Below are 26,217 nucleotides of genomic sequence, written 5' to 3' on the forward strand. Positions count from 1 at the left end.
CCAGCCGGGACACGAGCGGACCGAGGAGCGCCTTGGTCACGCCGTGGCCTCCCCCTGGAGCTCGGCGAGCAGCGCGTGCTGCCCGGTGAGAACCTCGGTCAGGATGCGGCGCGCGGCGCCGAGCAGTTCGGCGACGTCCCCTCCGGCCAGGGCGTACACGACGGTCGCGCCGTCACGGCGCGAGGTGACGATGCCGGAGCGGCGCAGCACGGCCAGTTGCTGGGAGAGCGCGGACGGCTCCACCCCGGTCGCGGCGAGGAGGTCGCGCACCGGCATCGGCCCGGCCTGCAACAACTCCAGCACGCGGATGCGCAGGGGATGCCCCAGCATCCGGAAGAACTCGGCCTTGGCCTGGTACAGCGGAACCGACACGACACCTCGACTTCCCGGAGAGCGTGGCCCGCATCGACGTGCGAGCCTCGGAAAGACAGCATCTAATAAATTGCAAACTTTCGCAATTGCCTAGGTCACAGCTTCGCCGGCGGACGGCGACGGACCGGGAAACGGGACGACCCTCGCCTCCCAGGGATGGTGGGGGGAGGCGAGGGCCGGTGTACCACCGACTCCTTCACGGGGGGCGTGTGAGTCGGGGTGCGGTGAAACGTACTCCTGCGGGGCGGTGCTGTCGCCCTCCCGCCGGAGTGAACCTCTGGTCATATGTTCCCGCTCGGTGAAGCCCTGGCCCACCGTTCACGCATATGCCGAGCTGTACTTCGAGGAGGACGGCCGCCGACCCGCCGGACGCGGGCTGCGGCTAGATACCGGTGCGCTGGTGGCCGACGTTCCTCGGTCCCGGCGGGCGGCGGTTGCGGGGGCCGGCCGCGTCGGCGGGGCGGGTACGGACCACCGGGTACGGGGCGCCGGCCGGCGCCCGCTGGGCCGCGCGCGGGTCGCTCTGGAGCGCCGGCAGGGTCAGGTGCCACCAGTCGGAGAGCCGGTCGGCCAGGCGGTGCGGCCCCTCCAGGGACTCGGTGAGGGTGCAGAAGCCGAAGAAGGCGCGGACCAGCGTGCGCGCGGCGGGCGCGGGCCGGACATGGCCGGCCAGTTGGCCGGTGGCCCGCGCCTGGGCGAGGAGGCGGGTGACGGCGGCGGTCCACAGGACGAACGGGTCGGGAAGCGGGGCGTTGATGCTGTCGCGCTCGGCCCACAGGCGGGCCCCCGCCCGGGTGAGGGGGTCCTCGGCGAGGGCCTGGGCGATCTCGTAGCTGAGGGCGACGAGCCGTTCCAGCGGCGGGACGGCGTGGTCCGTGTACCGGGCGGTGAGGCCGGGCCAGGTGGCGAAGCCGTCCTGGACCACGGCGAGCGCGATCCCCTCCTTGCTGGCGTAGTGGAAGTAGACGGAGCCGCTGGTCCGGCCGGACCTGGCGCTTATGTCGTTGACGCTGGTGCCCGCGTACCCCTGTTCGGCGAAGAGGCAGGCCGCCGCTTCCAGGAGTGATCTGCGGGTTGCTCTGGCCCGTGCCTGCACCGTCCGTCCACCTTCGCTCGGCTCTGATGTGACGACGGAAATGTAGTGCGCCCGCGTACGCCGGGAGCGATAAGTACCCCCGCCCGCGCGGTAATTACGCATTTCTTTCGATGATGAACGCGTGCGGGTGGCCATTGGCCCCTTCCGGCGCCCTTCTTGCCTGCCGTCCGTCGGATTCACGTCACGCCGGGGCACCTGTGGTGTGCCCGGCGAATATGCCTCAACTTACCGCTCCGAAGACCGAGATGACGCCTCATCAGCAACGGCCGACCCGGTGGCCGCCGGCCTTCCCCATACACCCCATTCCGCCCACGGTCGAGCACTCTAAGTAGTGATTGCCTCACGCTGCGCAGCAGAAATAACGTAGCCATTGCAATGTTTTCCATTTGCGGCTTAAAGCCCGAAATGTAGGCGGTTCTGCCGAGCGGGCGCCGGCGAGGACGGTGACGGTCCTGGCGTGTCCGGCACGAGAAGCCGCAACACCCCGAACCGCGGTCCCGCCATGGGCGCGACCGCCCGTTCCCCCAGGAGGCCACCGTGTCCACAACGGCACACCCCCTTCTCGACTGGTCACCCGAGGCCGTCGTCTTCGACTGCGACGGCACCCTGATGGACAGCGAGCGCCACTGGCAGGACGCGCGCAACCGGGCATTCCGTGAATTCGGCCTCCAGCCCCCGCAGGGTTTCGCGGACCGGGCCAAGGGCGTCCACTACGCCGACTGCGGGCGGATGATGGCCGAGGAGACGCACAAGCCCGATCTGGCGCCCGACCTGACCAAGGCGCTGCTGCACCACTTCCTCGCGCTCGTCGCCGAGGAGCCGCTGACCATGCCGGGAGCGGTCGAGTTCGTCCGGACCCTCTCCGGCCGGCTGCCGCTCGCCGTGGCGAGCAACTGCCCCCTGGAGGTGGTCGAGGAGAGCCTCGGCCGGGCCGGACTGCGCCGCCACTTCCGGCACGTCGTCGTCCCCTCCGAGGTCCCCGGCGACCCGGACGGCACCGCCGCCCGGCCCGTGACCGGGGCCGACGCGCAGGTCGTACGGCCCAAGCCGTGGCCGGACGTCTACGCGACGGCGGCCCGGCTCTGCGGCGTGCCCCCCGAGGCCGCCCTCGCCGTCGAGGACTCCCTCACCGGCGTCGAATCGGCGCGGCGGGCGGGGCTGCGGGTGCTCGGGGTCGGCCCGCTGACCGACGAGGCGGACGCCCGGCAGGCCGACCTGTGGGTGAGCGCGCTCCACTCCGAGCAGATCCTGACATGGGCCCGGGACCGGGTGCCGCCTCCGGCGCCGTAGCGTCGCGGGCCTCCGGGTCCGCTAGCCGGGCCGGTCGCCGTCGAGGTGGGGGCCGAGGTCCCGCACCACGTCGGCGGCGGAGGCGAAGAGCAGCGCGACACCGACCGCGCCGGGGTCCGGGATGCCCTCGGCGCGTTCCCCGAGGTAGCTGGAACGGCCCATGCTCGCCCGCAGCCGGGCGGTCTCGCGCACCCCCTGCCACGCAGCGCGGGCCGCGTCGGCGAGGGCCTGGTCGGGCCGGGAGGAACCGGAGGCCGAGCGGAGCGCTTCGGCGGCCGGGGTGAGGGCGTCCACCAGGGTCTTGTCGCCCGGGGCGGCGTCGCCGACGCGCCGTATGGCGGCGAGTCCGTCGGTGACGCCCTCCGCGAGGGACGCCGCGGTCGCGCCGGAGGGCGTCACCGTGGTGGCCAGCGACTGGAGGAGCAGCCCGAACAGGGGGCCGCTGGTGCCGCCGACCTCGTCGAGGAAGGCCGCCGCGGCGGCGTCCAGGGCGGCGGCGTCGTCCGGTCGGGTGAGGGCGTCGAGGCGGGCGAGGGCCGCCGAGGTGCCGAGGGCCAGGTTGGTGCCGAAGTCGCCGTCGCCGACCCGCTGGTCGAGGGAGGTGAGCTGGGCCTCGGTGGCACGGGCGGAGTCGGCGAAGCGGCGTATCCACAGTTCGCTGGAGAAGACGGCGGGAAGCGTGCTGGTCATGAGGGGACTCCCGGAGGTCGGTGGCCGGGTCCGCCGCGCGGTCGCGGGCGGCTCACCAGCGCAGCGCGGCGGTGTGCACGGGCGCGTCGTAGAAGGGGAGGTCCGAGGGGTCGGCGACGAGCAGGGTGAGGGAGAAACCGCGCATGTCCAGAGCGGTCACGTAGTCGCCGACGAGTGTGCGGGCGGGGGAGAGGCCGTGCCGGCCGAGCACCCGGGAGAACTCGCGGTGGATGGCGTACAGCTCCAGCGGGGTGACGGCGCCGAGTCCGTTGACGAGGGTCAGCAGGGTGCTCCCCGGCTCCGGGTCGAGCGCGGCGATCAGCTCCTCCGACATGCGGTCGATCAGCGCGTCGAGGGGGCCCTGCCGGGCGGTGGCGCTGGCGCGTTCGCCGTGGATGCCGACGCCGTACTCGATCTCGTCGGCGCCCAGGTGGAAGGCGGGTTCGCCCAGGGTGGGCGCGGTGTGGGCGGCGGAGGCCACGGCCAGGGTGCGGCAGCGGGCGGAGAGGCGTTCGCCGAGTTCTTGCAGCTCGGCCAGGCCCAGCCCGTCGTCGGCGGCGGCGCCGAGGAGTTTCTCGATCAGGACGGTGCCGCCCGTGCCCCGCCGGCCGGACGCGATGCCGTCCGCGTCCGAGGCCAGGTCGTCGCTGATCAGGACACGGGCACAGGGGATGTCGCAGCGGGCCAGGCGTTCGGCGGCTATGCCGAAGTTGATGCGGTCGCCGGTGTAGTTCTTCACGATGTGCAGCACGCCCTCGGGCCGGGCCGCGGCCCGGGAACCCTCGTAGACCTGGCGGTTGTGCGGCGAGGCGAACACCCGGCCGGGACAGGCGGCGTCGAGCATGCCGCGCCCCACGTAGCCGGCGTGCATGGGCTCGTGCCCGGCGCCGCCGCCGGAGACCAGGGCGACCCGCCGTGAGGGGGCCGTGTGGCGGGCGAGGAGGAAGCCGTGCTGCGGATCGAACGTGATCAGGTCGTCATGGACCAGGGCGAAGCCCTCAAGGGCGTCGGACACGAGTGCGTCACTGCTGTTCTCGAAGTACCGGGCCATTCGGGTCCTCCGTCGTCGAGGGCCGCGAGCGGGCAAGTCGGTCGCTGCCGGCCGTCTCCCGCCGGAATGAAGTCCATGCTGCGGCCACACCCGGGAGGCGGCAAGTCACGGGCGGCCACGGAAGGTGGTGCGCCGTGCGCACAACGGAGCCACCCCGGGGCGTGCGCGCTCCCCTCCGCTCCCCCATTCGTCGAACAGTCGTACGGGTGAGAGGGGGAGCCGCCCCTCCCCTCGCCCGTCTGCCCGAGCGCGGCAGGAGGAGCGCGCCGCGCGGAACGCGCTCATCGCGCTCCCGCACGCCGTCCGCCGCGCGGAAAGCGCCACCCGCCCCGCCACCCGTCCCGCACGGCCCGAGCAGCACGCGAAACCGTGACCTACAGCAGGTCACAAGGGCTCCGCGAGGCAGTAGGGTCCCTCTCAACCAAGTCGAACGTGACCGAAGCGGGGCATTCGTGGACCTTGAGGCCCTTCACTCCTTCCTCGCGGTGGCCAAGCACCGGAGCATCTCCAAGGCCGCCGCCGGCCTCTACGTCACCCAGCCGACGATGAGCCAGCGGCTGCGCCGACTGGAGGAGAGCCTCGGCTTCGCCCTGTTCGAACGCGGCTGGACCGGGGTGGTGCTCACCCCCCAGGGGTCCTACTTCCTGCCCTACGCCGCCACGCTCATCCGCGACCTGTCGAACGCCTCCGCCGTCCTCGGCACCAAGGACCCGGCCCGGCCCCGCAGCTTCGACGAGGTCGCCGGACACCCGCACAAGGTCATGTTCGGCGTGGACAACTGGCTCTCGGAACGCTCCGTGCGGGCCGTGGTGAGCAGCGCCCTCGGTTCCTACGGCGCCGACGAGTTCCGGGTCACCAGCCGCCCCGCCACCACCCTCATCGACCTGCTGGAACTCAACCAGCTCGACGCCGGGCTCTTCTACTCCACGGAGCCCGCCCACCCGTTCCACACCGAGGTCATCGGCACCGAGGACATGGCGCTGGTCCACCCGCCCGGCACCGTCCTGGAGGAGCACAGCGCCCCGGCCCTGACGGAACTGCTCTCCCGCTACCGGTTCGTCCTCTTCGACAACCCGGTGCTCACCCACCACGCCCGCATTACCACGACGCTGATCGAGACCTACGAGATCTCCCGTTTCCACGTGGTGGACGACTACCGCACGATGCACGCCCTCATCCGGCTGGGCGAGTGCATCTCGGTCGTGCCGGCCGGGGTGGTCCTCGCCGACCGGGAGCGCTGCGGCACCGACCTGCCCGCGACGCCGCTGCCCGGACTCCTGCCGGAGATCAACGTCACCGTTGGCATCAGCGACGCGGGACGGGACCACGGCGTGACCGAGGAGTTCGCCCGGTCGATCGCCCGGTCCCTGGACGCCGAAGCGCCCGGAGCCGGATGACCCCGCGCTCGCGCGCGGGGCGTCCGGTCCGGGCGCCAGGCCCCCGGGGGAAGGGGGGCAGGGGGACGGAGACGGCGGTACGGGGAGGGAGGTCCGGGCGGAGGTCCGGGCCGGTCAGGCGCCGGCGGGCGCCTTGGCGGCGGGGTCGGCCAGGTCGGGGAGCCCGGCCTTCTTCGGCGCCGTCTCCTTGAGGAAGGACGCGGCGACCACGCAGAGCACCAGCCCGCCCAGCGCCAGGTAGAGCACGGTCTGGATGCCGTGGTTCTGCGCCAGGTAACCGGCGACGGACGGGGCCACACCGCCGCCGAAGATCTCCGCGACGCCCATGACGGTGCCGGCGGCGGCGCCCATCAGCCCGGCGGGGACGGACTCCACGGTGATGGTGCCGGCGAGCAGGGCCAGGCAGCCGTTGGCGCCGAAGGCGATGAAGAACAGCAGCAGGAACAGCAGCGGCACCACCGGTCCCTGGAAGATGAAGCCGATCAGCATCGCCATCGCCATCAGCAGCGCGGCGACGACCACGGGCTTGCGGCCGAACCGGTCGGAGAGTCCGGGGATCACCAGTTGTCCGGCGAAGGCGCCGAAACCGATACCGGAGGCGATGACGCCCATTTGGGTGGTCCCGATGCCCTGGTGGTCGACGAGGTAGCTCGGCACCATCGCGCTCAGCACGAAGATGCAGGTCATCGCGCCGCACAGGGCCAGGATGGCCAGCCGGATGTTGCGGTAGCGGAAGACGTCCAGCCAGCGGGGCTTCTCCCCGGCCGAGGTGGAGACGACCGCGGACTCGAAGGCGGGGAGCTGGTGCGGCTCACGGATGGTCCGGAAGACGAACCAGGCCAGCACCAGTCCGGGCAGCAGCATGATGCCGAAGACCCAGTGCCAGCTCGGCAGGATGCGCAGGAGCTGGGTGGCGATGATGGGACCCAGACCCACGCCGAACAGGGCGAAGGTGCTCTGCTGCATGCCCATGTTCAGTCCGCGCCGCTGCGGCCGCGACGCCTCGGCCGTGGCCGCCACCGCCGTCGGGGTGAACGCGCCCTCGGTGACGCCCATGATGACGCGCACCATCAGCAGGCTGAAGAGCCCGCCCACCAGTCCGGTCAGCAGCGAACAGACCGAGAAGAACACGATCGAGGCGACCAGGATCTTGCGCCGCCCCAGCCGGTCGGAGAGACCGCCCATGAGAAGGGAGGAAGCGCCCCAGGCCAGACCGAGAACACCGATGATGTTCCCCAGGTCCTGATAGTTCAGACCGAGTTCCTTCATCATCGAAGGGAAGAGCGGACTGATGATCCAGCGGTCCAGACCTACGAGACCGAAACCGAGGGACAGCAGCAGTACCGCGGAACGCTCATAGCGAACGTCGTACTCTTTTGTCGTCATGCCGCTCTTCCTTCCGTGCTCTCGCGGATTTCCGCGACCAGCTCTCGGGTCTGGAGAACACGGCCGAAGAACGTGCCGATGTTCTCCTCCGTGGCCTTCTGCGCGGCCTCACTGCGCGCACCGGTGGCGTCCGCGACGAATGCCACCTTGAAATCGCGCATGTAGGCGCCGCGCGCCGTCGAATCGCAGCAGACCTCGGTGAGGGTGCCGATGATGACGACCGTGTCCACCTGCCGCAGGCCCGAGATGCTGTTCAGCACGGTTTCGAGCGGCGTGTTGTGGAAGAAGTCGTAGCGGTGCTTGGGGATGACGACGTCCTCGGGCTCCGGCGCGAGTTCGTCGACGATCTCCACCCCGGACGTACCGCTGCGCATTCCCGCGGTGAGCAGCGCCGGGTTGTAGGTGGATTCCAGCGGCGACACGTCGAACGTGTCGAGAAGGACGTGCCGGCTGTAGACGACCGGAATTCCGGCGGCCCGGCACTCGGCGATGACCTCCTGCATCTGCGGTATCCGCCGGCGTGCCATCGGCACCTCCATCGGATACCCCTCCAGAACGAAGTCGTTCTGCATGTCGATCACGAGCAGTGCCGTATTCTTCGGATTCACGCGCCACATCGCGTTCAACGGGTGGACTCCTCTTGCGCTGCGAAATGCGGAAGGCCCAGATCTCGGCCCCGGTTGAGTGAGCCCTGAGCCTAACCGCGAGGCGCGTTCCCCCAGGCATAGGAATTCTTTATACCGTCCTGGGGCCCGGGTACCGCCTGGCCCGAGCGCCCTCGCGAAGCGGCGGTGGTGGTGCCGGGGGAGGGGAAAGGGGGAGGCCGGGGCGGTCAGGCGGTGCCGGTGCGCCGCAGCGTGGCCACACAGCGGTGCGGGGTCACGAAGGGCTCCAACTCCTCGGCGGCCAGCGGGGCTCGGAGCGTCTCCAGGGTGCCCCGGAGCAGGCCGAGGTGGATCGCGCAGACGATGTCCGGCCGCTGCTGTGCGGCTTCGCGGAACGGACAGCCGTGGAGCCGCAGCCGGCGGACCTCGCCCGTCGCGGCGCCGGACACCGGCTCGGCGGGCTCGGCATGGTCGGTGGCCTCGGCGGGCTCGGTGGCCTCGGCGGGCTCGGTGGCCTCGGCGGGGTCGGCGGGGTCGGTGGGCGGGCCGGGGTGCGTCGCCTCGATCGGCCCGTCCGGCTCGGCGGTGAAGCCCATGTCCTCCAGCGTCGCCACCAGCCGGCGTTCCCCCTCCTCCGCGCTGAGCCGTACGGAGGGAGGGGGTGCCTCGGCCAGGTAGGAGCCCCACACCTGGCCGGCCCGGGTGGCGGCGGCCACCGGATCGTCCACCGAGGAGGAGACGATGCCCAGAAGGATGTCGGAGAGGAGCCGGAAGCTGCGCGATGCGTCCGCCGCGCCGGTCACGGCCGCCGCGTAGACCACCTTGGGCCGGCCCGGCTCGTCGCGCGGCGCGGTGTCGCGCACCGCCAGCCCGTCGCCGACCAGCGCGTCCAGGTGGAACCGGGCGGTGTTGAGGTGGACGCCGACCCGTTCGCCGACCTCGGCCGCGCCCATCGGGCCGTCCGCCCGGCGCAGCACCTCCAGGACGGTGGCCCGCCGTCCCCGGCGCGGCGCGCTGCCCGCGGGGGGATCGGTGAGCTGTCGTCGGGCGGCCATGCCCGGATCGTACCTTCGGGGGCAGGGACGGCGGGGAACACCGTCCCTGCCCCCGCCCCCGTGCGCCCCGCTCACCGGGGCGGCGACACCCTCGCCCGCCGCAGCCGGCGGACCAGCACCGCGAGGTAGCCGCCGTGCGGGAGGCAGACCGCCGCGAGCAGCGCGATCTCGGCGGGGGCGTGGTGGCGTACCGCCTCCGCGGAGGCCAGCACCAGCGCGATCACGCAGACCGACACCGACACCGCCCCGTGGAAGCGGTGCACCTCCGAGTGCGGCCAGGTGTCCGGCCCGGGGGACTCCGGCGCCTGCTCGGTCGCCCGGTGGTAGCCGGCGAAGACGCGGGACTCCCAGGCGCCGGTGCTCTGCCGGTCGTAGAGGGAGAGGCCGGCCGCCACCAGCAGGAGCAGCACCACGTAGCCCGCGGCGAGCAGCGCCTCCCCGCTCACGGGGCCACCGCCTCGGTGGCGGGCGGCTCGGGGTCGCGGCGCGCGACGTCGCCGGCCTCGTCACCGTCGCGGTCGTCGTCGCGGACGCCGTCGCCGTCGTGGTCGCCGGCGCGGGCCGGTTCGGGGCCCACCTCCGTGAAGAGCAGGCTCAGTTCGGCGTCCTCCGGGCTCCTGGTCCGGCCCGCGCGGTGCCGCACGCCGAGCCAGGTCATCCAGAGCAGCGGCAGCACACCGCCCGCGATGAACACCACGTCCCCGGGCAGGCGCAGCCACTCCAGGAAGACGTTGGTGCCGCCCTGGAGGTAGCCGAGGCTGCGCGCGTCCGCGTAGCCGCTCTCGACGACCTTGTAGAGCTGGAGGGCGCCGCCGGGGAGCAGGGTGGCGAACGACATCCAGGCCAGGCCCAGGTTGAGCGACCAGAACGCGATCCGGGGCCAGCGGTCGGACCACCGGTCCTCCGGGATGAGGTAGCGCAGCGCGAACACCGCGAACCCGACGGCGAGCATGCCGTACACGCCCATCATGGCGGCGTGCGCGTGGTTGGCGGTCAGGCCGGTGCCCATCTCGTAGTAGGAGACGATCGGCAGGTTGACGAGGAAGCCGAAGACCCCGGCGCCCAGGAAGTTCCAGAAGCCGACCGCGGCGAGGAACATCACCGCCCACCGGTGCGGGAACGGCGTGCTGGACGGGCTGTGCCGCCGGGCCCCGATCTGAAGGAAGCCCCACGCCTCCACGGTGAGGAAGAGCAGCGGCACCACTTCCAGCGCGGAGAACGTCGCCCCGAGTGCCAGATGCTCCGCGGGCTCGCCCGAGAAGTACAGGTGGTGCATGGTGCCGATCACGCCGCCCGCCCCGTACAGCACGATGTCGAGAAAGATGACGGCGAGCGCGACCCGTTCCCGGACCACCCCCAGCAGCACGAAGAGGTACGCCACGGTCGCCGTGGTGAACAGCTCCATGAAGTCCTCGACCCACAGGTGGACGACGATGAAGCGCCAGAAGTCGGCCGCCGTGAACTGGGTGTCGGGGCCGGCCAGGAGACCGACGGCGTAGAACAACGGCAGGGCGAGCGCGGCCAGGAAGAACAGCCAGGGCATGTTGGCGACGCTCTCCTGCTGGAGCCTGCGGCGCAGCCCGCGGAAGAGGATCACCACCCAGACCGCCATGCCCAGGGTGAGCAGGACCTGCCAGACGCGCCCGAGGTCCAGGTACTCCCAGCCCTGGTTGCCGAGCAGGCTCCACAGCTCGCCGAGCCAGCCGCGCTGCCCGGCCAGTTCGCCGAGCAGGCTGCCGGTCACCACGACGACCAGCGCGCCGAGCAGCACCTTGGTCAACAGGCCCTGCCCGCGCGGCTCCCAGCCGCGCGCGATGAGCGGCGCGATGAAGATGCCGATGGCCAGGAAGGAGGTGACCACCCAGAAGATCGACAACTGGGTGTGCCAGGTGCGGGCCAGGTTGTACGGCAGCCAGCGGTCCAGGGGCAGCCCGAAGAAGGAGGCGAGGTCGGCCCGGTAGTGCTGGGCGGCCGACCCCAGCAGCACCTGCACGAGGAAGAGCCCGGCCATCACCAGGAAGAACCAGGCCGTGGTGCGCTGGGCCGGGGTGAGCCGCACCCGGTCGGGCGAGTGGAAGCGCAGTTCGCGCTGGTCGCGGTGGTGCCAGCCGAGGAAGTTCCACCGCCCGAACGCGGTGAACAGCGCGCCCGCCCCCACCAGCAGGAAGACCAGCGACAGGACGCTCCAGGTCACGGTGTGCCCGGTCGGCTCGTTGGCGACGAGCGGTTCCGACGGCCAGTTGTTGGTGTACGAGTAGTCGTGGCCGGGGCGTTCGGCCGCCGCCGTCCACGCGGTCCACGCGAAGTAGGCCGTGACGTCGTGGACTTCGCCCGGGTTGGTGACCGCGTGGGGCCGCAGGCCCTGCTTGCCGTCCGGGCTGCCGAGCAAGTCGGCGTAGTGGCCGGTCAGTTCGGTGAACGCCGCCGCCTGCGCGTCGCTGAACACCAGGGTGCCGGTGGCCTCGTCGTAGCGGTTGGCGCGGTACTCCTCGACGGTCCGCTCACCGGGGTCCGCCGAGCCGTCGCCGGTGTGGGCCTCGCGCACCAGCGTGGCGCTGCGGTGGAGGTAGTCGGCGGTGAAGTCCGGTCCCAGGTAGGCGCCGTGGCCGTAGATCGAGCCGTACTGCATCAGGCCCGTGCGCAGGAACACCTTCTGGCCGTCGCGGACGTCGTCGCCGGTGAAGACGAGGTCTCCGGAGGCGCTGACCGTGCGGTCCGGTATCGGTGGCTGCGCCTCGTAGGTGCGGAACGCGAGGAAGCCGAGGACGAAGAATCCGCCGAGCGTGACCAGCACCGCCGCCTGGACCCATCCGCGGGCGATCATCCGCGGGCGCCGACTCGGGGGCGCTTCCCCGGACTTCGGCAGGGACCCTCGCCCCGCCGCTGCTCTTCCCATGAGCATGCCCTTCTCAAGAGCGGGCGCCCGTGAGGGGTGGACGCCCTGTCCTGCGGGCAGCGTAGTACCGAAGCAGATTGGTTTTTACGACGGGGGGTTGTGAAAATAGGTCAGGCTCGCACCCGGGCGCGGCGACCGGCTCCCGCGTGCCCTCCGCGGGGCCCGCCGGGATGCTCCGGCGTGCGCCGGCCGTTACCGGCGGGAGAAGAACACCGCGCCGAACGAGCCCAGCCTCGGCGGCGTCCGCGCGCCGTCCAGGGGCCGGGCCCGGGTCTCGACCTGCACCGCCGTGAACTCGTCCGGCGCCAGGGACTCCGCCCAGAGCAGCGCCTGGCAGGAGCGGGACTCGCCGCCGTCCAGCGTGAAACGCAGCGCCGGCGACGGCTCGCGGTCCTCACCCGCGGCCAGCAACCGCAGCGCGTCCGCGTCGACTTCACGCGCCCGCGCGTGCAACCGCCCGGTGAGCGTGGTCGCCTCCTCCCGGGAGGCGGGGCGCACGGACACCTCGACGAGCGCCGCGAGGTCCGGGAAGGGGTTCACCGCCTGAAAGGTCACCGCCCCCGTACCGTCCGGCGTGACGGGCACCACCGACAGGTTGTGCTGGGCGTAGTGCCGGTCGGCGAGCGGGTTCCAGGAGCCGGACGGCGCGTCGTACAGGTCGCTGACGACCGCCAGCAGGCACATGTGCCCGGGTGCCACGTCCCCCGGCAGCAGCGGTACGGGCGGCGCCGTCGCCCGCGACTTCGCCTGGACCGGGACCGTCACCGCCGACCCCAGCACCGGCGCCCGGCGCAGGTTCGCCGCGCCGAAACCGGCGGCCGGATCGCACCAGTAGAGCCCGACCTGCGCCGACGCGTCCCGGTCCCCGGAGTTCACCACGTCGACCAGCACGGTCGAGGCGGGCCGGCGCGGGATCTCCCCGCCCGTGTAGGGCGAGCCGTCGGGCAGGAAGATGCCGATCCCCTCGCACCAGTACGACAGCACCCCGGGCGGGAAGGGGTCCGGCTGCGGCCGGTCGCCGTCGTCGTCCTCGTGGTACGGGATGTACAGATGAGGGACGGCCGTGTCCGGCTTGCCGGAGTCCCCGGGGGAGAACCGGGCGAAGCTCGCCGCCCGCCGGTCGCCCGCCGCGCCCCGGCGCATGCCCTGAACGCTCATGGCCCCACGCCACCTTCCCTCACAGATCGTCGTAGCCGAGCCGCTCCGGCACGACCGGATCGTCGGTCACCGAGGTCCCGGCCCGGGGTGTCCAGCACTCCTCGCCCAGGCCGCGGTCGGCGTCCAGGTCGAGGTTGGTCACCCGCACCGGGGAGGAGGAGTCCTCCAGCAACTCCGCCACGAGCAGGTCCACGCCCTCGCGGTTCACCGTGGGGCCGCCCCCGTACCCGTCGAGGAGGACCGCGACCGGCTTCGCCCCGTTGACGCACGACGACGCGTCCCTCAGGGGCTCTTCGAGGGTGTCCGGCCACCGCAGGTACCGGTCCGGGTCGCTCTGGGGCCGGGCGGGCCACCGCAGGTCACCGTCGGGCGCCGCCACCAGGAACTGCCGGAACAGCGGGTCCGCCAGCTCCTCCGGCTCCGGGTACAGCAGCCCCGTCACCTTCATCACCCGCAGGCAGTCCGCCGTCATCCGGTGCAGGCACTGGTCCATCTGCGACAGCAGGTCCACCGCGATCAGCACGTCCTTGCCGCCGGTCACCGCGTCCACCTGCGCCTGGGACAACGGGACTTCGAGCCGCTGCCGGACCCCCGTCACCGGCGGCGCCGGACTCGTCGGCTGCGGCGTGGGCTCGCTGTCGGACGCCTCGTGCCCGATCCAGAAGCCGACCCGGATCAGGAACACCGGCAGCGTCAGGATGTCCAGGCAGGCTTCCTTGACGTAGTCCCAGGCGTTCTCGTGCGCCGGCATGTACCACGGCGGCGCTCCGGGCCCCGGGTCGAAGATGCTCCCGCCGCCCCCGCCCGGCCCGGGGCCCGGCGTACCGCCGGTGCCCGGGGGCGGAGGCGGGCGGTAGATGTCCTGCGGCGTGAGCGTGGTGGCGATCCGCAGGTCGAGCGGGTCCGCGACGGGCGCCGCGGGCGGCAGCGGCGGGAAGCCGTTCACCAGCCGCCAGTGCTCCACGAGCCGTTCGTAGGCGCCCTGGAGATCGGGGAGCGGGAGCCCGATGCCGCCGTAGACGTCGTCCAGCGACTGGGTGAGCAGGGTGGAGAGCCAGTCCGGCAGCCGGGGACTCGTGTACGGGCCGAAGACCGGCACGTACCGGACCGTCGGGAAGCCGACCGGCACGCCCGGCAGCCCGTTGCGGAACCAGGCGCCGACCGCGTACGCGGCCATCCGGTCCCGGTAGGGGTGCGAGCGGCGGGGCCCGCCGGTGCCGCGCACCAGATAGGGGCTGCCGATGGCGTTGCCCGCGTACCCGGCGAGCGCGCCGACCCCGAACGCCGTCGCCTCCGGCGTCCCCGCCTTGCGGGCGCCCCGCATCAGCGACGCGGCGAACGCCCCGGTACGGCGGGAGAGGACCACGTCCCGCCAGGGCCACGCGTCCACCGGCCGGTCGTCGGCACGCGGATGCCGGACCAGGTGGTCCAGGGGACGCTGTAGCCGGTTCCAGGCGTACTCCTGGAGTGAGGAGACGAGCGGCTCCCACCGGTCCACCAGCCCCGCGAGTGAAAGCCGCAGGTCGTTGTAGGTGTCGGCGGAGACGCCCGGCTGCTGGGCCAGGGCCTCGAACCGCTGCCGGACGTCCCGGAAGTCGGTGACGAAGGAGTGCGCGTCGGCGTACACCGTGGCCGCCGCCCGCAGCAGGCCGATCTCGGCGTCGGACGTGCCGTCGTGGGCGAGCAGGTGGTCGACGACGCTGCCGAAGGCGGCATAGGGATAGTGGTCCTCGACCGCCGTGAGGGCGTCCTCGACGCGAGTGTCGGTGACGGCGCCGGAGTCCACCCGATCCCGGAGGTTCACGCGCAGCGTGTCGAGGACGGCGAAGTGGCTGATGAGGTCGAGCATCGCTCCTCCTGGCCGGAGTCGGCAGGGCGCGCGGCGAGGGAACACGGCGAGGGGACGTCACGTCCACCTCCAGCGAAACACGGGGGCCGGGCCCACGCGACCCCAGCCGGTGACGGCCAGGGGCGACGGGCCCGGGGCGGGCGAGCCGGGGCCGTCCGGCCTGGCCTGGCTCGGTCCGGCCTGGTTCGGTCCGGCCCGGCCCGGCCCGGCCCGGCTCGGTCCGGCTCGGTCCGGCTCGGTCCGGCTCGGCCCGCGACGGCGGAGGCCGGGGGTCCGGGCCGGCCCCGCTCGGCGGGAGCGGTCAACGGCCGGCGGGCCGGGGCCCGTCCCGCTCAGCCGGCGACGCGCAACAGGAAGTGCAGCTCCGTGGCGCCCTCGGCGGCCGGTTCGCCGTCCGGGCCGGTGACCGCGCTCACCGCGAGTCCGGCCTCGGCGGCCAGCCCCTCGAAGACCCCGCTCGGGTACCAGTGGAGCAGCCACGGCCGTTCCAGCACGCCGCTCTCGGTGCCGTGCCGGCGCTCGTAGCGCAGGACCGACGTCTGGGTGCAGGCCGTCTCGTCGCGCTCTTCGGCGATCACGGAGACGCGGATCTCCGCGCCGTCGGGCGCGGTGGCGGTACGCGGCCGGCCCAGTTGTTCGAGCGGTGTCGGCTCGGGGACGTACAGCGGGACCAGAGCGGTGCCGTCCTCCGTGAGGTGGGCGCGGATGCCGCGCAACGCGGCCAGAGCCGTGGCGTCGTCGGGAAGCAGGGTGAAGGTGGGCCCGGCGAGGAACACCGCCCGGTACCGGCGCGGCAGGTCCAGGGCCTCCATCCGCTGGTGGAAGACGGTGACGGGGACACCCGCGGCGTCCGCGCGGCGCCGTAGCCGTTCCAGCATGTCGGCCGAGGAGTCGACACCGTCGACGTCCAGACCGCGCCGGCGCAACTCCACCAGGGGATCACCGTCCCCGCATCCCAACTCCAGCGCCGGTCCGCCGTACCGCTCGACGAACTCCGCATAGGGCTCCGGGGATTCGGAGGACCCTCTCAGCGGCCTGTACAGGTCCGCGACCATACCCGTGTAAAAGTCTGCCGGTTTCACACCGGCACCCTAGGCACGTTCGCGCCGCCGGGGCATCCGGATAACGGCGCTCCGCGGCGCAGGCCGCCTGCCGTGCTCCGGCAGTCCCGGGCGGTTGTCGGGTGCCGGTGACCCGCCTGTCATCGTGCCAGGCACGTGTGGCTCAATCGCACCGGCGCGCAGGGAAGCAGACGCGCGGCAGGAGCGAGGGCGAGGGGTGGACGCATGTACCGCAGGGGGACCGGGGACGGCAGCGGGACGGGGGACGGCAGCGCGACCGAAGACAGCGGCGTGCCCTGGCGGGAGGCCGCCGCGGTACTGGCGGGCTGCTGGGCCGTCTGCGCCCTGACGTACGGGGTGCTGTGGGCCATCGACGAGCCGACGCTGCCCGTCGCCGCGCCCGTCGTGTCCCTGCTGGGCTGGTGGTTCGTGAACAGCCACCGCCGCTGGGTGCCGGGCATGGCGGCCTTCCTGCTGGGCTGCCCCGCGCTGTTCCTCCTCGTCGACGTCCTGCGGCGGCACCTGGACCGGCCGGAGGCCGACGCGCTGGCCACGGCGGCGGGCACACTCGTCGCGCTGACCGTGTTCACCACCGCCTCCCGCATCCGCCCCGGCCGGGGACGGACGGCGTGAGCAGGGCACGGGCCGCCTCGCCGCGCGCGCCCCGACGCGTCCGGCACGAGCGCCGGTGGACCCGGTGGCACCGCGTCTGGGGCACGGTGGCCGCACTCCTCGGCGCGGCGGCCCTCGTGACGGCGGCCGTGTCGGTGGCCTTCGTCCCCGAACTCCTCGACGACGTACGCGACTTCGAGAACGCCCGGCCGTGCCCGACGGCCGGGCCCGCGCCCGCCGACTGCCTCCGCCCGGTCCTGGCGACCGTCCGGGGCACCGTCATCCGTGACGAGGGCAGGAACCAGCAGTACCACCTGCTGCTCCGCGGCGACCGCGACGTCCCCGCCGAACTCGAGATGTACGGCGCCGATCCCGTGCTGAGCGGGTTGCGCGAGGGCGACTGGGTGACGCTGACCGTCTGGCGGGACCACACCGTCGCGGTCACCCACGAGGGCGTCACCCAGGAATCCGCCGACACCCCCGTCGGCGAGCCCGAGTCGGCCACGGCCCTGGCCTGCGCGCTGACGGCCGCCGGGCTCTACGGCGCCCACGCCGGGACCGTCGCCGTCCGCCACGCCCGCCGCCACGCCCGGCAGGGACTGCCCGCCCGGCTCGCCTCACTGGGCGCGCACGCGTTCTGGGCCGCCCTCGCCGCCCTCCCGGCCCGCTTCGTGGGGGACTTCACCGGCCCGGTCGGCGTCGCCGTGACCTGGCTGCTGCTCCTGCCGCTGATCCGCCTGGCCGCCCTGAGCCGGCCGTGGTGGAGGGGCAGCCCCCACCGGGGCCTCCCGCGCATCTGACCCCGGCCGCTTCCCCCGGGGCCGCGCGGGGCCCGGCCGGACGACGACGAACGGCCGCCCCCGGTGAGCCGGGTGGCCGTGGCGCGGGCGGTCCCTCCATGATCGAATCTGTGCGCGAAACCGCACCCCACCATGGAGGGCTCACGTGACCACAATGTCGTACCTGGATCTGCACCGGCGCATGGCCGCGGGCATCGAGGCGGAGACGGACAAGGCCCTCGGCCTGCTCGGCCCGTCGGCGCCCGCCGTCCGCACCGCAGTCTCCGCGCTCCTCGCGGACCGCACCTTCACCTACCCCCTGTCCGTCCTGCCGCTGCTCGTCCACGCCGCGGAGACCGGCGACCCCGAACCGGCGCTTCCCCTGGCCGTCGTCCACCAACTGTGGTGGACCTCCGCCTGCTGCCTCGACGACCTCGCCGACTCCCAAGGCGCCTACACCGCCGGTGATCTGGACGACAGCGAGGCACTCCTCGCCACCGTCATCGCCGGAACGCCCCTGCCGCTGCTGGTCGTCGGCTCGGACTCCGTCCCCGAGGCGTTACGCGGCACCCTCGCCGCCGAGATCGTCCGCTGCTGGGTCGACGCGACCGAAGGGCAGTTGAGGGACCTCGCCGGACAAGCCGAGGGCGCCACCCGGGACTCGGTCACCGAGGTCTACCTCGGCAAGTCCGGGGCGCCCTTCGGCATGGTCACCGCGATGGCCGCGACGCTGGCGGGGGCGGACGCGACCCGGGTCGGGCGGTGGCGCCGGTTCGGCGAGGTGTTCGGCATCCTGTGGCAGCTCTTCAACGACCAGGACGACATCCTCACCGGCCGCAACGAGGACCTCCGCAACGGCACCGTCACCTACCTCCTCGCCTGCGCCCTCGACGACGGCGCCGCCCCCGTCCCGGCCGGCCGGATCACGGCCCTGCACACCGCCGCCCAGGGCAGCGCCGACGCGCGCACGGAACTCACCGGCGTCCTCCTCGACGCGGGTGTGCTGCGGCGGTTCGAGGCCGACGTCGACGCCTTCCGGGGACAGGCCCACCGGCTGCTGGACGAACTCGGCGGCCACGAAGGGTACGTGCCCGCCCTCCGCGACCTCGTGGACCGCGCGTCCCAGGTACTGCTGCGCCCCGCGGCCCGGCCGGAGACGGTGTCTGCGGCCCGGCCGGAGACGGTGTCGACGGGAGGCTGACGGACGGCGGCATGAGGAGGGGGCCGTCGGCGGGGAGGGGACGGCGCCGGGGGAGCCACGGGAGCCCCGGGAGCTACGGGAGCCACGCGGTCGGCCCCGGGTGATTCCCGTCTCCGTACGACTCCCGGCCGGCCGGCGCCGCCTCACCCGTACCGGTCGAACAGCCCCTGGAGATACTCCTCCAGGCGCCCGGCGAGGAGGTCCGGGGTGAGGTCGTGCCGTCCCGCCTCCCGCCAGGGCGTGCCGACCTTGTCCGCGTCGGGCGCGAAGGCAAGCGCGTCCAGCATCCGCCAGTAGAGATGGCCGGCCGGGTCGTCGTCGAGGACCCCGCCGGCCGCGGTGTAGTGACCGGCGAATCCCAGCCCCGCGGGTGCGCCGTACAGCAGGGCGAGGGCGGTGGAGCAGTGCGCCACGTCCAGGTCGGCGGGTCCCCACGAGGTCTCCACCCAGTCCACGACCCCGGAGACGGCCAGGTCGTCCCCGTCCCCGGTGAAGAGGACGTTGCCCGGGTGGAAGTCACGGTGCAGGAAGCGGGGCCGGTGGTCCGGGGGAGGGCGCCGGATCGCCCGTACGGCCCGCTCCCACAACTCCGGCCGTCCGGTCGCCGCCGGCACGCGTACCCGGTCCGGGGACGTCCACGCCTCGTAGACCCGGGGCCGGGCCTCCTCCGGAACGAACAGCGCGTGGATCTCGGCCAGTTGCCGGGCGAGGAGCCGAGCCGTGCGCTCGGCGGTCCCGGGGTCGAGCCGAATCCGTCCGGGCAGGTGCGACATGAGCAGCGAGGGGTGGTCGCAGTGCCGCGCCCGCGCGTCGACGCGGTGCAGCCGGGCGGCGGGCACCGGCGTGTCCGCGAGGAACCGGAGGACGTCCGCCTCCCGGGTCAGCAGCCCCGGCGCGTGCCGTACGAAGAACGGGGTGACGAAGGAGCGCAGCACCAGGGCGTACGGCTCCCCGGGCCCTTCGATGTCGAGGCGGCGCATCCGTGAGGTCCAGCCGCCGCGCAGGGAGGTGACGGCGCCGACGCGTTCCCCGGGGCCGAGCGCGCGCTCCACCCATACCCGGGTGCGTTCCCAGGCCGGGGTTTCGGGGTCGGGCCGGATTGATGCGGTGCGGTCCCCGTGAGTCATGGGGCCCCAGCGTAGTGAGCACGGGCGGGGTCGGTCTGGTGAACTCCGGTTGCGACCAAGGGAGTTGTGAATCGGGTTCACATGGTGGCGTCGGGACTGTGGCGGTCGGGGCTGTGGCGGCCGTGACGGTGGCGGTCGAGTTAACCGCTCGCCACCGCCCGGCCGCCCGTGAACGCGCCACGCCGACACGGTGACTGTGAGCGCCGCTCACGGCGTGCCCGCCGTGAACGCGGGCCCACCCTGTGAACCCCTACACCCCGGGCATCCCTGTGAACCCGGACCCGCCGTGAACGCCACCCACACCAGTTCACAGCACCCCTCCTCGTGAACACCGGGCGACCTGTGAACTCCACCCCCGAGCCCACCCCCGTGAACCCCCCGCCAATCAGTCACCGCACTCCCGCGAAATTGACTGTTGACACCCCATTCACGCCACGGTCATCATGATACTCCGTAGTATGACAGGAGCGAGATGAACTTCGAAGGACAGGTCGCGGTGGTGACCGGCGCGGGCGGCGGTCTGGGGCGGGCGCACGCCCTCGCCCTCGCCGAGCGCGGCGTCAAGGTCGTCGTCAACGACATGGGCACGCCCAGCGGAGTCTCCACCGGGCAGAGCGCGGCGGCCGACGTCGCGGCCGAGATCCAGGCCGCCGGCGGCGAGGCGTTCGCCCACCTCTGCGACGTCACGGACGCCGACGCCGTCGAGAGCATGATCGCCGAGACGATCACGCGCTGGGGCCGCGTCGACATCCTCATCAACAACGCCGGCATCCTGCGGGACAAGTCCTTCGCCAAGATGGAGACGGAGCAGGTCCGGCAGGTCCTGGACGTGCACCTGATGGGCTCCGTCCACTGCACCAAGGCGGTCTGGCCGCACATGGTGGAGCAGGGGTACGGCCGGGTCCTGATGACCACGTCCGCCTCGGGCATCTACGGCAACTTCGGCCAGGCCAACTACGGCGCGGCCAAGTCCGGCCTGGTCGGCCTGATGAACGTCCTCGCCATCGAGGGCGAGCGCAAGGGCATCCGGGTCAACGCGCTCGCCCCGACCGCGGCCACCCAGATGACCGAGGGCCTCATCGACGAGCACATCCTCGGCATGCTCACCCCCGAGTCGATCGCGCCGGGCGCCCTCTTCCTCGTCAGCGAGGAGGCCCCCACCAAGACCATCCTCGCCGCCGGCGCCGGCGTCTTCGCCGTGGCCCAGATGAAGGAGTCCGCGGGCGTCTTCCTTCACGAGGGCGACCGCTCTCCCGAGGTCATCGCCGAGCGGTGGGCCGAGATCAGCGACATGAGCGCACCGGTGATCACCGGCTCGGCCTTCGACCAGACCAAGCGGTACGCGGCCATCGCCGGGACCGAGCTGGGAGCCGTGCCGTGAGGGAAGCCGTCATCGTCTCCACCGCCCGTACGCCGATCGGCAAGGCGTACCGCGGTTCCTTCGCCGACACCTCGGGCCAGCACCTGGCCGCCCACGCGATCACCGGCTCACTGCACCGCGCCGGCGTCGAGGGCCACGAGGTGGAGGACGTCGTCCTCGGCTGCGCCATGCAGGAGGGCACCACCGGGATGAACGTCGCCCGGCAGGGCGCCCTGCGCGCCGGGCTGCCCGCGTCGGTCGCCGGGATGACCATCGACCGGCAGTGCGCCTCGGGCCTGATGGCGATCGCCACCGCGGCGAAGCAGATCGTCCTCGACGGCATGGACATCGTGATCGGCGGCGGCGTCGAATCGATCTCCCTCGTCCAGAACGAGCACCGCAACGGCCACCGCACCACGGACCCCTGGCTGGCCCGCGAGAAGCCCACGGTCTACGCGACCATGCTGGAGACCGCGGAGATCGTCGCCGAGCGGTACGGCGTCGGCCGCGACGAGCAGGACGAGTTCGCCCTGCTCTCCCAGGAGCGCACCGCCGCCGCCCAGCGGGCGGGACGCTTCGACGAGGAGATCGTCGCCTTCACCGGCCGGCGTGCCGCCCCGGCCGGAGCGGAGACCGATCCGGCCGCGGAGCCGGCCACCGAGGAGTTCACCCTCGACCGGGACGAGGGCAACCGCCCCTCCACCACCCTCGACGCCCTGGCCGGCCTCCGCCCCGTCCTCCCCGACGGGAAGGTGAGCGCCACCTCCACCGTCACCGCCGGCAACGCCTCCCAGCTCTCCGACGGCGCCTCCGCCGCCGTCCTCATGGAGGCCCGCGAGGCCGAGCGGCGCGGACTGACCCCCCTCGGCGCCTACCGGGGCATCGCCGTCGCCGGGTGCGAACCGGACGAGATGGGCATCGGCCCCGTCCACGCCGTCCCCCGGCTCCTGGACCGCCACGGGCTCACCGTCGACGACATCGACCTGTGGGAGCTGAACGAGGCGTTCGCCTCCCAGGCCGTACACTGCCGCGACCGCCTGGGCATCGACCCGGCCAGACTCAATGTCAACGGGGGAGCCATCGCCATGGGCCACCCCTACGGCATGAGCGGAGCGCGCCTCGTCGGCCACGCCCTGCTCGAAGGAGGCCGGCGCGGCGCCCGGTACGCCGTCGTCACCATGTGTGTCGGCGGGGGCATGGGCGCCGCCGGCCTCTTCGAGATCTTCTGACCGGACGGGCACACCGCCCTTTCGTCCCCCCGCGGACCCAGCACAGCATCACGCCGAGCCCGCTGCCGTACCGAGGCGACACGTCGCCACCACCCAGGGTGCGATCCACGTACCCACGAGCACCTCACCCCCGATGGAAGGGCTTCGATGGCTATTCATCCGGTTTCTTCGGCGGCGGACACGCTTCACGCGCGCGCCACCCGCAAAGCCCTGGTCAGGCTGCTGCCGATCATGCTCGCCGCCTACTTCATGGCGTACATCGACCGCACCAACGTCGCGCTGGCCAAGACCCACCTCCAGGCCGACGTCGGCATCAGCGTCACCGCCTTCGGACTGGGCGCCGGCATCTTCTTCGTCAGCTACGCCTTCCTCGAAGTCCCCAGCAGTCTGATCATGCACAGAATCGGACCAAGACGCTGGATCGCGCGGATCGCCCTCACCTGGGGCGCGCTCTCCGCGGCCATGATGTTCGTGCAGGGAGAGTGGTCCTTCTACTTCCTGCGCTTCTTCCTCGGCATGGCCGAGGCCGGCCTCTACCCGACGCTGATGTACATGGTCACGGTCTGGTTCTCCCAGCAGCACCGGGCCACCGTGGTCGGTTTCATCTACCTCGCGCCGACCGTCGCCCTGATCGTCGGCAACCCCATGGGCGGCGCGCTGATGGAGCTGGACAGCGCCATGGGCCTGCACGGCTGGCAGTGGATGTTCCTCATCGAGGGCATCGTGACGATGCTGGTCGGCGTCCTCGTCTGGGTCAGCCTCCCCGAGACCCCCCGTGACGCCAAGTGGCTCACCTCGGAGGAGGCCGAGATCCTCTCCGCCCGCGCCACCGCCGGCGGCGAGCAGCGCGACAGCCGCATCAAGGGCAACCTGAAGTCGGCCTTCGGCCGCCCCTTCATCGTCATCGTCGCCCTGATCTACCTCTTCAACCAGATCACCAACGTCGGCATCGTCTTCAACCTGCCGTCCATCGTCGAGGACCTGAACATCAGCGGGTCCTTCCTCATCGGCCTCGTCTCGGGCAGCTCCGGCGTCGGCGCCACCATCGGCGTGCTCCTCGTGCCGGTCGTACACCGGCGCTTCGGCAACGAGGTGGCGCTCATCGGTGTCCTCGCCGCCCTGACGGCGGTCCTGGCCGGGGCGTACGTGGTCTCTTCGTCCCCCGTGATGCAGATCGTCCTGATCGCCGTGTCCATGATCTTCGTGTTCGGCACCCTGCCGCTGTTCTGGTCCGTGGCCATGGCGCGGATGTCCGGACTGGTCGCCGCGGCCGGCCTCGCGTTCATCAACACCATCGGACTCCTCGGCGGTTTCCTCGGCCCGTACGCCTTCGGCCTGGCCGAGGACGCGACCGGGAACCCGAGCGCCGGACTGTGGGTCGTCATCGCCTGCTCCGTCGTCGGCGTCGCGCTCACCCCGCTGCTGGCCAGCGCCGTCCGCAAGGAGGACGCGGCCAAGGCCGAGGCCGAGGCCGCCGCGGTCGAGGCCGAGACCGCGGCAACCGTGTCGCGCTAGGGCCCCGGGGCCGGACCCCGCCCGCACGCGGGGTCCGGCCCGCCCGTTCGCCGGCACACGCAACGAGTCAGAAGGAAACGCACATGCACGGCCTCATGCAGGACCGCCCCTTGTCACTGCCGATGCTCATGGACGGCATGGAGCACCGGTTCAGCCGCAAGCACGTCACCACCACCCAGCCGGACGGCACGGTGTCCGCCTCCTACGGCGAGGTGGCCGGGCGCGTCCGGCGGCTCGCCGGGGTACTGGACGCCCTGGACGTCCCGGCCGGCGCCCGGGTGGGCTCCTTCGGCTGGAACTCGCAGCGCCACCTGGAGCTGTACATGGCGGTCCCGTGCACGGGGCGGGTGCTGCACACCATCAACCACCGCCTCTTCACCGAAGACCTCGCCTACATCGTCGACGACGCGGCGGACGACGTCCTCTTCGTCGACCGCTCGATCCTCGACGTGGTCCGCCCCCTGCTCGACACCTGCCCGAGCGTGCGCCACCTGATCGTGATGGACGACGGTTCACCGGCCGAGCCGTCCGCCGACCCCCGCGTGCACGACTACGAGAGCCTGCTCGCCGCCGCCCGGCCGGTCGAGGCGTTCGAGCCCGTCGCCGAACGCACCGCCGCCGCCCTCTGCTACACCTCGGGCACCACGGGCCGGCCCAAGGGCGTCCTCTACGACCACCGGTCGATCGTGCTGCACGCGATGACCCTGCTGATGGCCGACACCTTCGCCATCAGCGAGGGCGACACGGTGATGCCGATCGTCCCGATGTTCCACGTCAACGCCTGGGGACTGCCCTACGCGGCCCTCATGGCCGGCGCCGACCTCGTCATGCCCGGCCCCGTCATGGCATCGGACCGCCTGGTCAGCACCATGGCGGAGCACCGGGTCACCTTCGCCGCGGCCGTCGCCACCGTCTGGCGCGGCATGGTGCCCCACCTCGACGGCGCCGACCTGGGCGCGCTGCGGCACATGGTCAGCGGCGGCGGCGCCCTGCCGGAGTCCCTCTCCCGCGTCTTCCTGGAGAAGACCGGGCTCCCGCTGCGCAGCTCCTGGGGCATGACCGAGACCAGCCCCCTGGTGTGCAGCGCGCGGATCTCCAGCGAGGAGGCGGCCACACTGAGCGAGGACGACCGGGTCACCGCCCTGGCCGCCCCCGGCCCCCCGACGATGCTGTGCTCGCTGCGCCTGGTCGCCGAGGACGGCTCCCTCGCCCCGCGCGACGGGGAACACCGGGGCGAACTCCAGGTCGCCGGGCCGACCGTCGCCGCCGGCTACTACGGAGCCCACCCCCAGCCCTCGGCCTTCACCGAGGACGGCTGGCTGCGCACCGGGGACGTGGCCACCATCGACCGGCACGGGGTGGTGCGCATCGTCGACCGCACCAAGGACCTCATCAAGTCCGGCGGCGAGTGGATCTCCTCGGTGGAGCTGGAGAACGCCATCATGGCGATGCCCGGGGTGCTGGAGGCGGCGGTGATCGCGGTGCCGGACGACAAGTGGGGGGAGCGGCCCCTCGCCTGCGTGGTGCCGCTGCCCGACGCGCGGCTCACGGCGGAGGACGTCCGCGCGCACCTCGCCGGCCGGGTCGCCAAGTGGTGGATTCCCGAGCGGGTCGTGATGCGGGACGGCCTCCCCAAGACGGCGTCCGGCAAGTTCGCCAAGGCCGCCCTGCGCCAGTCGATGGCCGCCGGCACCCTCTGACCGGCGGCGGCGCCCGGCGGCCGGGCGCGTGAGCCCGTACGCCGGTTCAGCGCACCGGATCGAGGACCAGGCCCCCGACCACGATGTCCACGACGTCGTCGGCGAGCTGCCGCAGGTCGTCCGCGGACTGGCCCTCGATCCGGTGGAACCACATGTCGACGGCATTGAGACTGCACAACAGGGTGCGCGCGGCCAATTTCGCGCGCACCGGACGGAGTGTTCCGTCGGCGATTCCGTCCTGGACCACCCGCAGGAAGAGGTCTTCGTACTCGGTCCGCAAGATGTTGAGCGCGTCCAGGGATTTGCGCTGACGCGGCTTCAGCGCCGTCGACGACTGTTCCCTGACCCCGAGATGGACCACATGGTGATAGGCGAGATTCGTCATGAGGTTCATCACGTGCTGCGTCGACATCGCCACCAGACGGTCCCGTCCGGTGCCGCCGGCCTGCGACAAGGGCTCCACCTGCGCGCGGACGGTACGCATTCCGTGCTCGTAGGCGGCCAGGAAGATATCGAACTTCGAGCGGAAGTGGTAATAGATCAGGCCCTTGGTGGCGCCGACACTGTCCGCGATGTCGTCGATGGCGACGCCGAATCCCTGCTCCATGAAAGCCTCGGCCGCCGCGTCCAGAATGCGGCGCTTGGCATTGTCGGCCTCGACGCCGTCCGTGACTGCCATCCAGAACCTTCTCTCGGTCGGTACGTGTCCGGTGCACTCTTCACGGGGCAGGGCCGCCCCGATGATGATACTCCCTAGTATTTCAGGAGCCGGCGCCGGAATTCACACA

General features: G+C 72.5%; 23 protein-coding genes. 9 read left to right on the forward strand and 14 right to left on the reverse strand.

Going from position 1 to position 26,217, the window contains the following annotated elements:
- Positions 1 to 36: 36 nt before the first annotated feature.
- Positions 37 to 372, reverse strand: a complete 336-nt coding sequence (locus J5Y05_RS11485; RefSeq protein WP_210871164.1) for an ArsR/SmtB family transcription factor — start codon at positions 370 to 372, stop codon at positions 37 to 39.
- Between the two features lie 382 nt (positions 373 to 754).
- Positions 755 to 1,468, reverse strand: a complete 714-nt coding sequence (locus J5Y05_RS11490; protein WP_307853848.1) for a ScbR family autoregulator-binding transcription factor — start codon at positions 1,466 to 1,468, stop codon at positions 755 to 757.
- A gap of 537 nt (positions 1,469 to 2,005) precedes the next feature.
- Between J5Y05_RS11490 and J5Y05_RS11495 the strand changes: the two genes are divergently transcribed.
- The gene (locus J5Y05_RS11495) at positions 2,006 to 2,758 is read left to right on the forward strand and encodes an HAD family hydrolase (RefSeq protein WP_210871166.1); all 753 of its coding nucleotides are present in this window, start codon (positions 2,006 to 2,008) and stop codon (positions 2,756 to 2,758) included.
- Between the two features lie 21 nt (positions 2,759 to 2,779).
- On the opposite strand, the gene dhaL is transcribed toward J5Y05_RS11495, so the two are convergent.
- A complete protein-coding gene (gene dhaL / locus J5Y05_RS11500) occupies positions 2,780 to 3,448 on the reverse strand; it encodes a dihydroxyacetone kinase subunit DhaL (protein ID WP_210871168.1) in 669 nt (222 codons plus the stop codon).
- Positions 3,449 to 3,500: 52 nt separating this feature from the next.
- On the reverse strand, positions 3,501 to 4,499 hold the full coding sequence (locus J5Y05_RS11505) for a dihydroxyacetone kinase subunit DhaK (protein WP_210871170.1): 999 nt from the start codon (positions 4,497 to 4,499) through the stop codon (positions 3,501 to 3,503).
- 452 nt (positions 4,500 to 4,951) lie between these two features.
- On the opposite strand from J5Y05_RS11505, the gene J5Y05_RS11510 reads away from it, so the two are divergent.
- Positions 4,952 to 5,896, forward strand: coding sequence for a LysR family transcriptional regulator (locus J5Y05_RS11510; protein WP_210871172.1), 945 nt, complete (start codon positions 4,952 to 4,954; stop codon positions 5,894 to 5,896).
- 114 nt (positions 5,897 to 6,010) lie between these two features.
- On the opposite strand, the gene J5Y05_RS11515 is transcribed toward J5Y05_RS11510, so the two are convergent.
- From J5Y05_RS11515 to J5Y05_RS11550, 8 genes are all read right to left on the reverse strand, one after another.
- Positions 6,011 to 7,282, reverse strand: a complete 1,272-nt coding sequence (locus tag J5Y05_RS11515; RefSeq protein WP_210871174.1) for an MFS transporter — start codon at positions 7,280 to 7,282, stop codon at positions 6,011 to 6,013.
- The gene (locus tag J5Y05_RS11520; RefSeq protein WP_247614588.1) at positions 7,279 to 7,899 is read right to left on the reverse strand and encodes an isochorismatase family protein; all 621 of its coding nucleotides are present in this window, start codon (positions 7,897 to 7,899) and stop codon (positions 7,279 to 7,281) included. Before J5Y05_RS11520 ends, J5Y05_RS11515 begins: the two co-directional genes overlap by 4 nt.
- Before the next feature lie 215 nt (positions 7,900 to 8,114).
- Entirely contained in the window at positions 8,115 to 8,942 is an 828-nt protein-coding gene (locus J5Y05_RS32215; protein ID WP_210871178.1) for a helix-turn-helix transcriptional regulator, read from the reverse strand.
- Between the two features lie 71 nt (positions 8,943 to 9,013).
- Positions 9,014 to 9,388: a hypothetical protein gene (locus J5Y05_RS11530; protein ID WP_210871180.1), complete on the reverse strand. Its 375-nt coding sequence runs from the start codon at positions 9,386 to 9,388 to the stop codon at positions 9,014 to 9,016.
- The gene (locus tag J5Y05_RS11535; protein WP_210871182.1) at positions 9,385 to 11,766 is read right to left on the reverse strand and encodes a nitric-oxide reductase large subunit; all 2,382 of its coding nucleotides are present in this window, start codon (positions 11,764 to 11,766) and stop codon (positions 9,385 to 9,387) included. The genes J5Y05_RS11530 and J5Y05_RS11535 overlap by 4 nt, the downstream gene beginning before the upstream one ends.
- Before the next feature lie 264 nt (positions 11,767 to 12,030).
- Positions 12,031 to 12,996 carry a hypothetical protein gene (locus tag J5Y05_RS11540; protein WP_210871184.1) on the reverse strand — a complete coding sequence of 322 codons (966 nt, stop codon included), beginning with the start codon at positions 12,994 to 12,996 and terminating at the stop codon, positions 12,031 to 12,033.
- A gap of 19 nt (positions 12,997 to 13,015) precedes the next feature.
- Positions 13,016 to 14,845, reverse strand: coding sequence for a hypothetical protein (locus tag J5Y05_RS11545; RefSeq protein ID WP_210871186.1), 1,830 nt, complete (start codon positions 14,843 to 14,845; stop codon positions 13,016 to 13,018).
- A 332-nt stretch (positions 14,846 to 15,177) separates the two neighbouring features.
- A complete protein-coding gene (locus J5Y05_RS11550; protein WP_210871188.1) occupies positions 15,178 to 15,927 on the reverse strand; it encodes a class I SAM-dependent methyltransferase in 750 nt (249 codons plus the stop codon).
- Positions 15,928 to 16,131: 204 nt separating this feature from the next.
- Between J5Y05_RS11550 and J5Y05_RS11555 the strand changes: the two genes are divergently transcribed.
- The 3 genes from J5Y05_RS11555 to J5Y05_RS11565 all read left to right on the forward strand — a co-directional run bounded on the left by J5Y05_RS11555 (position 16,132) and on the right by J5Y05_RS11565 (position 18,498).
- Positions 16,132 to 16,539: a hypothetical protein gene (locus J5Y05_RS11555; protein ID WP_210871190.1), complete on the forward strand. Its 408-nt coding sequence runs from the start codon at positions 16,132 to 16,134 to the stop codon at positions 16,537 to 16,539.
- Positions 16,536 to 17,318 carry a hypothetical protein gene (locus J5Y05_RS11560; protein WP_210871192.1) on the forward strand — a complete coding sequence of 261 codons (783 nt, stop codon included), beginning with the start codon at positions 16,536 to 16,538 and terminating at the stop codon, positions 17,316 to 17,318. Before J5Y05_RS11555 ends, J5Y05_RS11560 begins: the two co-directional genes overlap by 4 nt.
- Before the next feature lie 154 nt (positions 17,319 to 17,472).
- The gene (locus J5Y05_RS11565) at positions 17,473 to 18,498 is read left to right on the forward strand and encodes a polyprenyl synthetase family protein (RefSeq protein ID WP_210871467.1); all 1,026 of its coding nucleotides are present in this window, start codon (positions 17,473 to 17,475) and stop codon (positions 18,496 to 18,498) included.
- Between the two features lie 143 nt (positions 18,499 to 18,641).
- Here J5Y05_RS11565 and J5Y05_RS11570 read toward each other — a convergent pair whose 3' ends face one another.
- Positions 18,642 to 19,625: a phosphotransferase family protein gene (locus J5Y05_RS11570; RefSeq protein WP_210871194.1), complete on the reverse strand. Its 984-nt coding sequence runs from the start codon at positions 19,623 to 19,625 to the stop codon at positions 18,642 to 18,644.
- Between the two features lie 472 nt (positions 19,626 to 20,097).
- Between J5Y05_RS11570 and J5Y05_RS11575 the strand changes: the two genes are divergently transcribed.
- From J5Y05_RS11575 to J5Y05_RS11590, 4 genes are all read left to right on the forward strand, one after another.
- Positions 20,098 to 21,006 carry an SDR family NAD(P)-dependent oxidoreductase gene (locus tag J5Y05_RS11575; RefSeq protein WP_210871196.1) on the forward strand — a complete coding sequence of 303 codons (909 nt, stop codon included), beginning with the start codon at positions 20,098 to 20,100 and terminating at the stop codon, positions 21,004 to 21,006.
- Positions 21,003 to 22,214, forward strand: a complete 1,212-nt coding sequence (locus J5Y05_RS11580; protein WP_210871198.1) for an acetyl-CoA C-acyltransferase — start codon at positions 21,003 to 21,005, stop codon at positions 22,212 to 22,214. Before J5Y05_RS11575 ends, J5Y05_RS11580 begins: the two co-directional genes overlap by 4 nt.
- 147 nt (positions 22,215 to 22,361) lie before the next feature.
- Positions 22,362 to 23,729, forward strand: a complete 1,368-nt coding sequence (locus tag J5Y05_RS11585) for an MFS transporter (protein WP_210871200.1) — start codon at positions 22,362 to 22,364, stop codon at positions 23,727 to 23,729.
- An 83-nt stretch (positions 23,730 to 23,812) separates the two neighbouring features.
- Entirely contained in the window at positions 23,813 to 25,429 is a 1,617-nt protein-coding gene (locus J5Y05_RS11590) for a long-chain fatty acid--CoA ligase (protein ID WP_210871202.1), read from the forward strand.
- 46 nt (positions 25,430 to 25,475) lie between these two features.
- Here J5Y05_RS11590 and J5Y05_RS11595 read toward each other — a convergent pair whose 3' ends face one another.
- Complete coding sequence (locus tag J5Y05_RS11595; RefSeq protein WP_210871204.1) at positions 25,476 to 26,108, reverse strand: TetR family transcriptional regulator; 633 nt, start codon at positions 26,106 to 26,108, stop codon at positions 25,476 to 25,478.
- Positions 26,109 to 26,217 lie beyond the last annotated feature (109 nt).

Origin of the sequence: Streptomyces tagetis (genome assembly GCF_018069565.1) — a bacterium.
GTDB lineage: Bacteria > Actinomycetota > Actinomycetes > Streptomycetales > Streptomycetaceae > Streptomyces > Streptomyces tagetis.

Coding starts and splice junctions, on each gene's coding strand:
- dhaL (WP_210871168.1), bottom strand. CDS start 3,448: ATGACCAGCACGCTTCCCGCCGTCTTCTCCAGCGAACTGTGGATACGC.
- J5Y05_RS11505 (WP_210871170.1), bottom strand. CDS start 4,499: ATGGCCCGGTACTTCGAGAACAGCAGTGACGCACTCGTGTCCGACGCC.
- J5Y05_RS11515 (WP_210871174.1), bottom strand. CDS start 7,282: ATGACGACAAAAGAGTACGACGTTCGCTATGAGCGTTCCGCGGTACTG.
- J5Y05_RS11520 (WP_247614588.1), bottom strand. CDS start 7,899: ATGTGGCGCGTGAATCCGAAGAATACGGCACTGCTCGTGATCGACATG.
- J5Y05_RS32215 (WP_210871178.1), bottom strand. CDS start 8,942: ATGGCCGCCCGACGACAGCTCACCGATCCCCCCGCGGGCAGCGCGCCG.
- J5Y05_RS11535 (WP_210871182.1), bottom strand. CDS start 11,766: ATGATCGCCCGCGGATGGGTCCAGGCGGCGGTGCTGGTCACGCTCGGC.
- J5Y05_RS11540 (WP_210871184.1), bottom strand. CDS start 12,996: ATGAGCGTTCAGGGCATGCGCCGGGGCGCGGCGGGCGACCGGCGGGCG.
- J5Y05_RS11545 (WP_210871186.1), bottom strand. CDS start 14,845: ATGCTCGACCTCATCAGCCACTTCGCCGTCCTCGACACGCTGCGCGTG.
- J5Y05_RS11555 (WP_210871190.1), top strand. CDS start 16,132: ATGTACCGCAGGGGGACCGGGGACGGCAGCGGGACGGGGGACGGCAGC.
- J5Y05_RS11565 (WP_210871467.1), top strand. CDS start 17,473: ATGTCGTACCTGGATCTGCACCGGCGCATGGCCGCGGGCATCGAGGCG.
- J5Y05_RS11570 (WP_210871194.1), bottom strand. CDS start 19,625: ATGACTCACGGGGACCGCACCGCATCAATCCGGCCCGACCCCGAAACC.
- J5Y05_RS11575 (WP_210871196.1), top strand. CDS start 20,098: ATGAACTTCGAAGGACAGGTCGCGGTGGTGACCGGCGCGGGCGGCGGT.
- J5Y05_RS11585 (WP_210871200.1), top strand. CDS start 22,362: ATGGCTATTCATCCGGTTTCTTCGGCGGCGGACACGCTTCACGCGCGC.
- J5Y05_RS11590 (WP_210871202.1), top strand. CDS start 23,813: ATGCACGGCCTCATGCAGGACCGCCCCTTGTCACTGCCGATGCTCATG.
- J5Y05_RS11595 (WP_210871204.1), bottom strand. CDS start 26,108: ATGGCAGTCACGGACGGCGTCGAGGCCGACAATGCCAAGCGCCGCATT.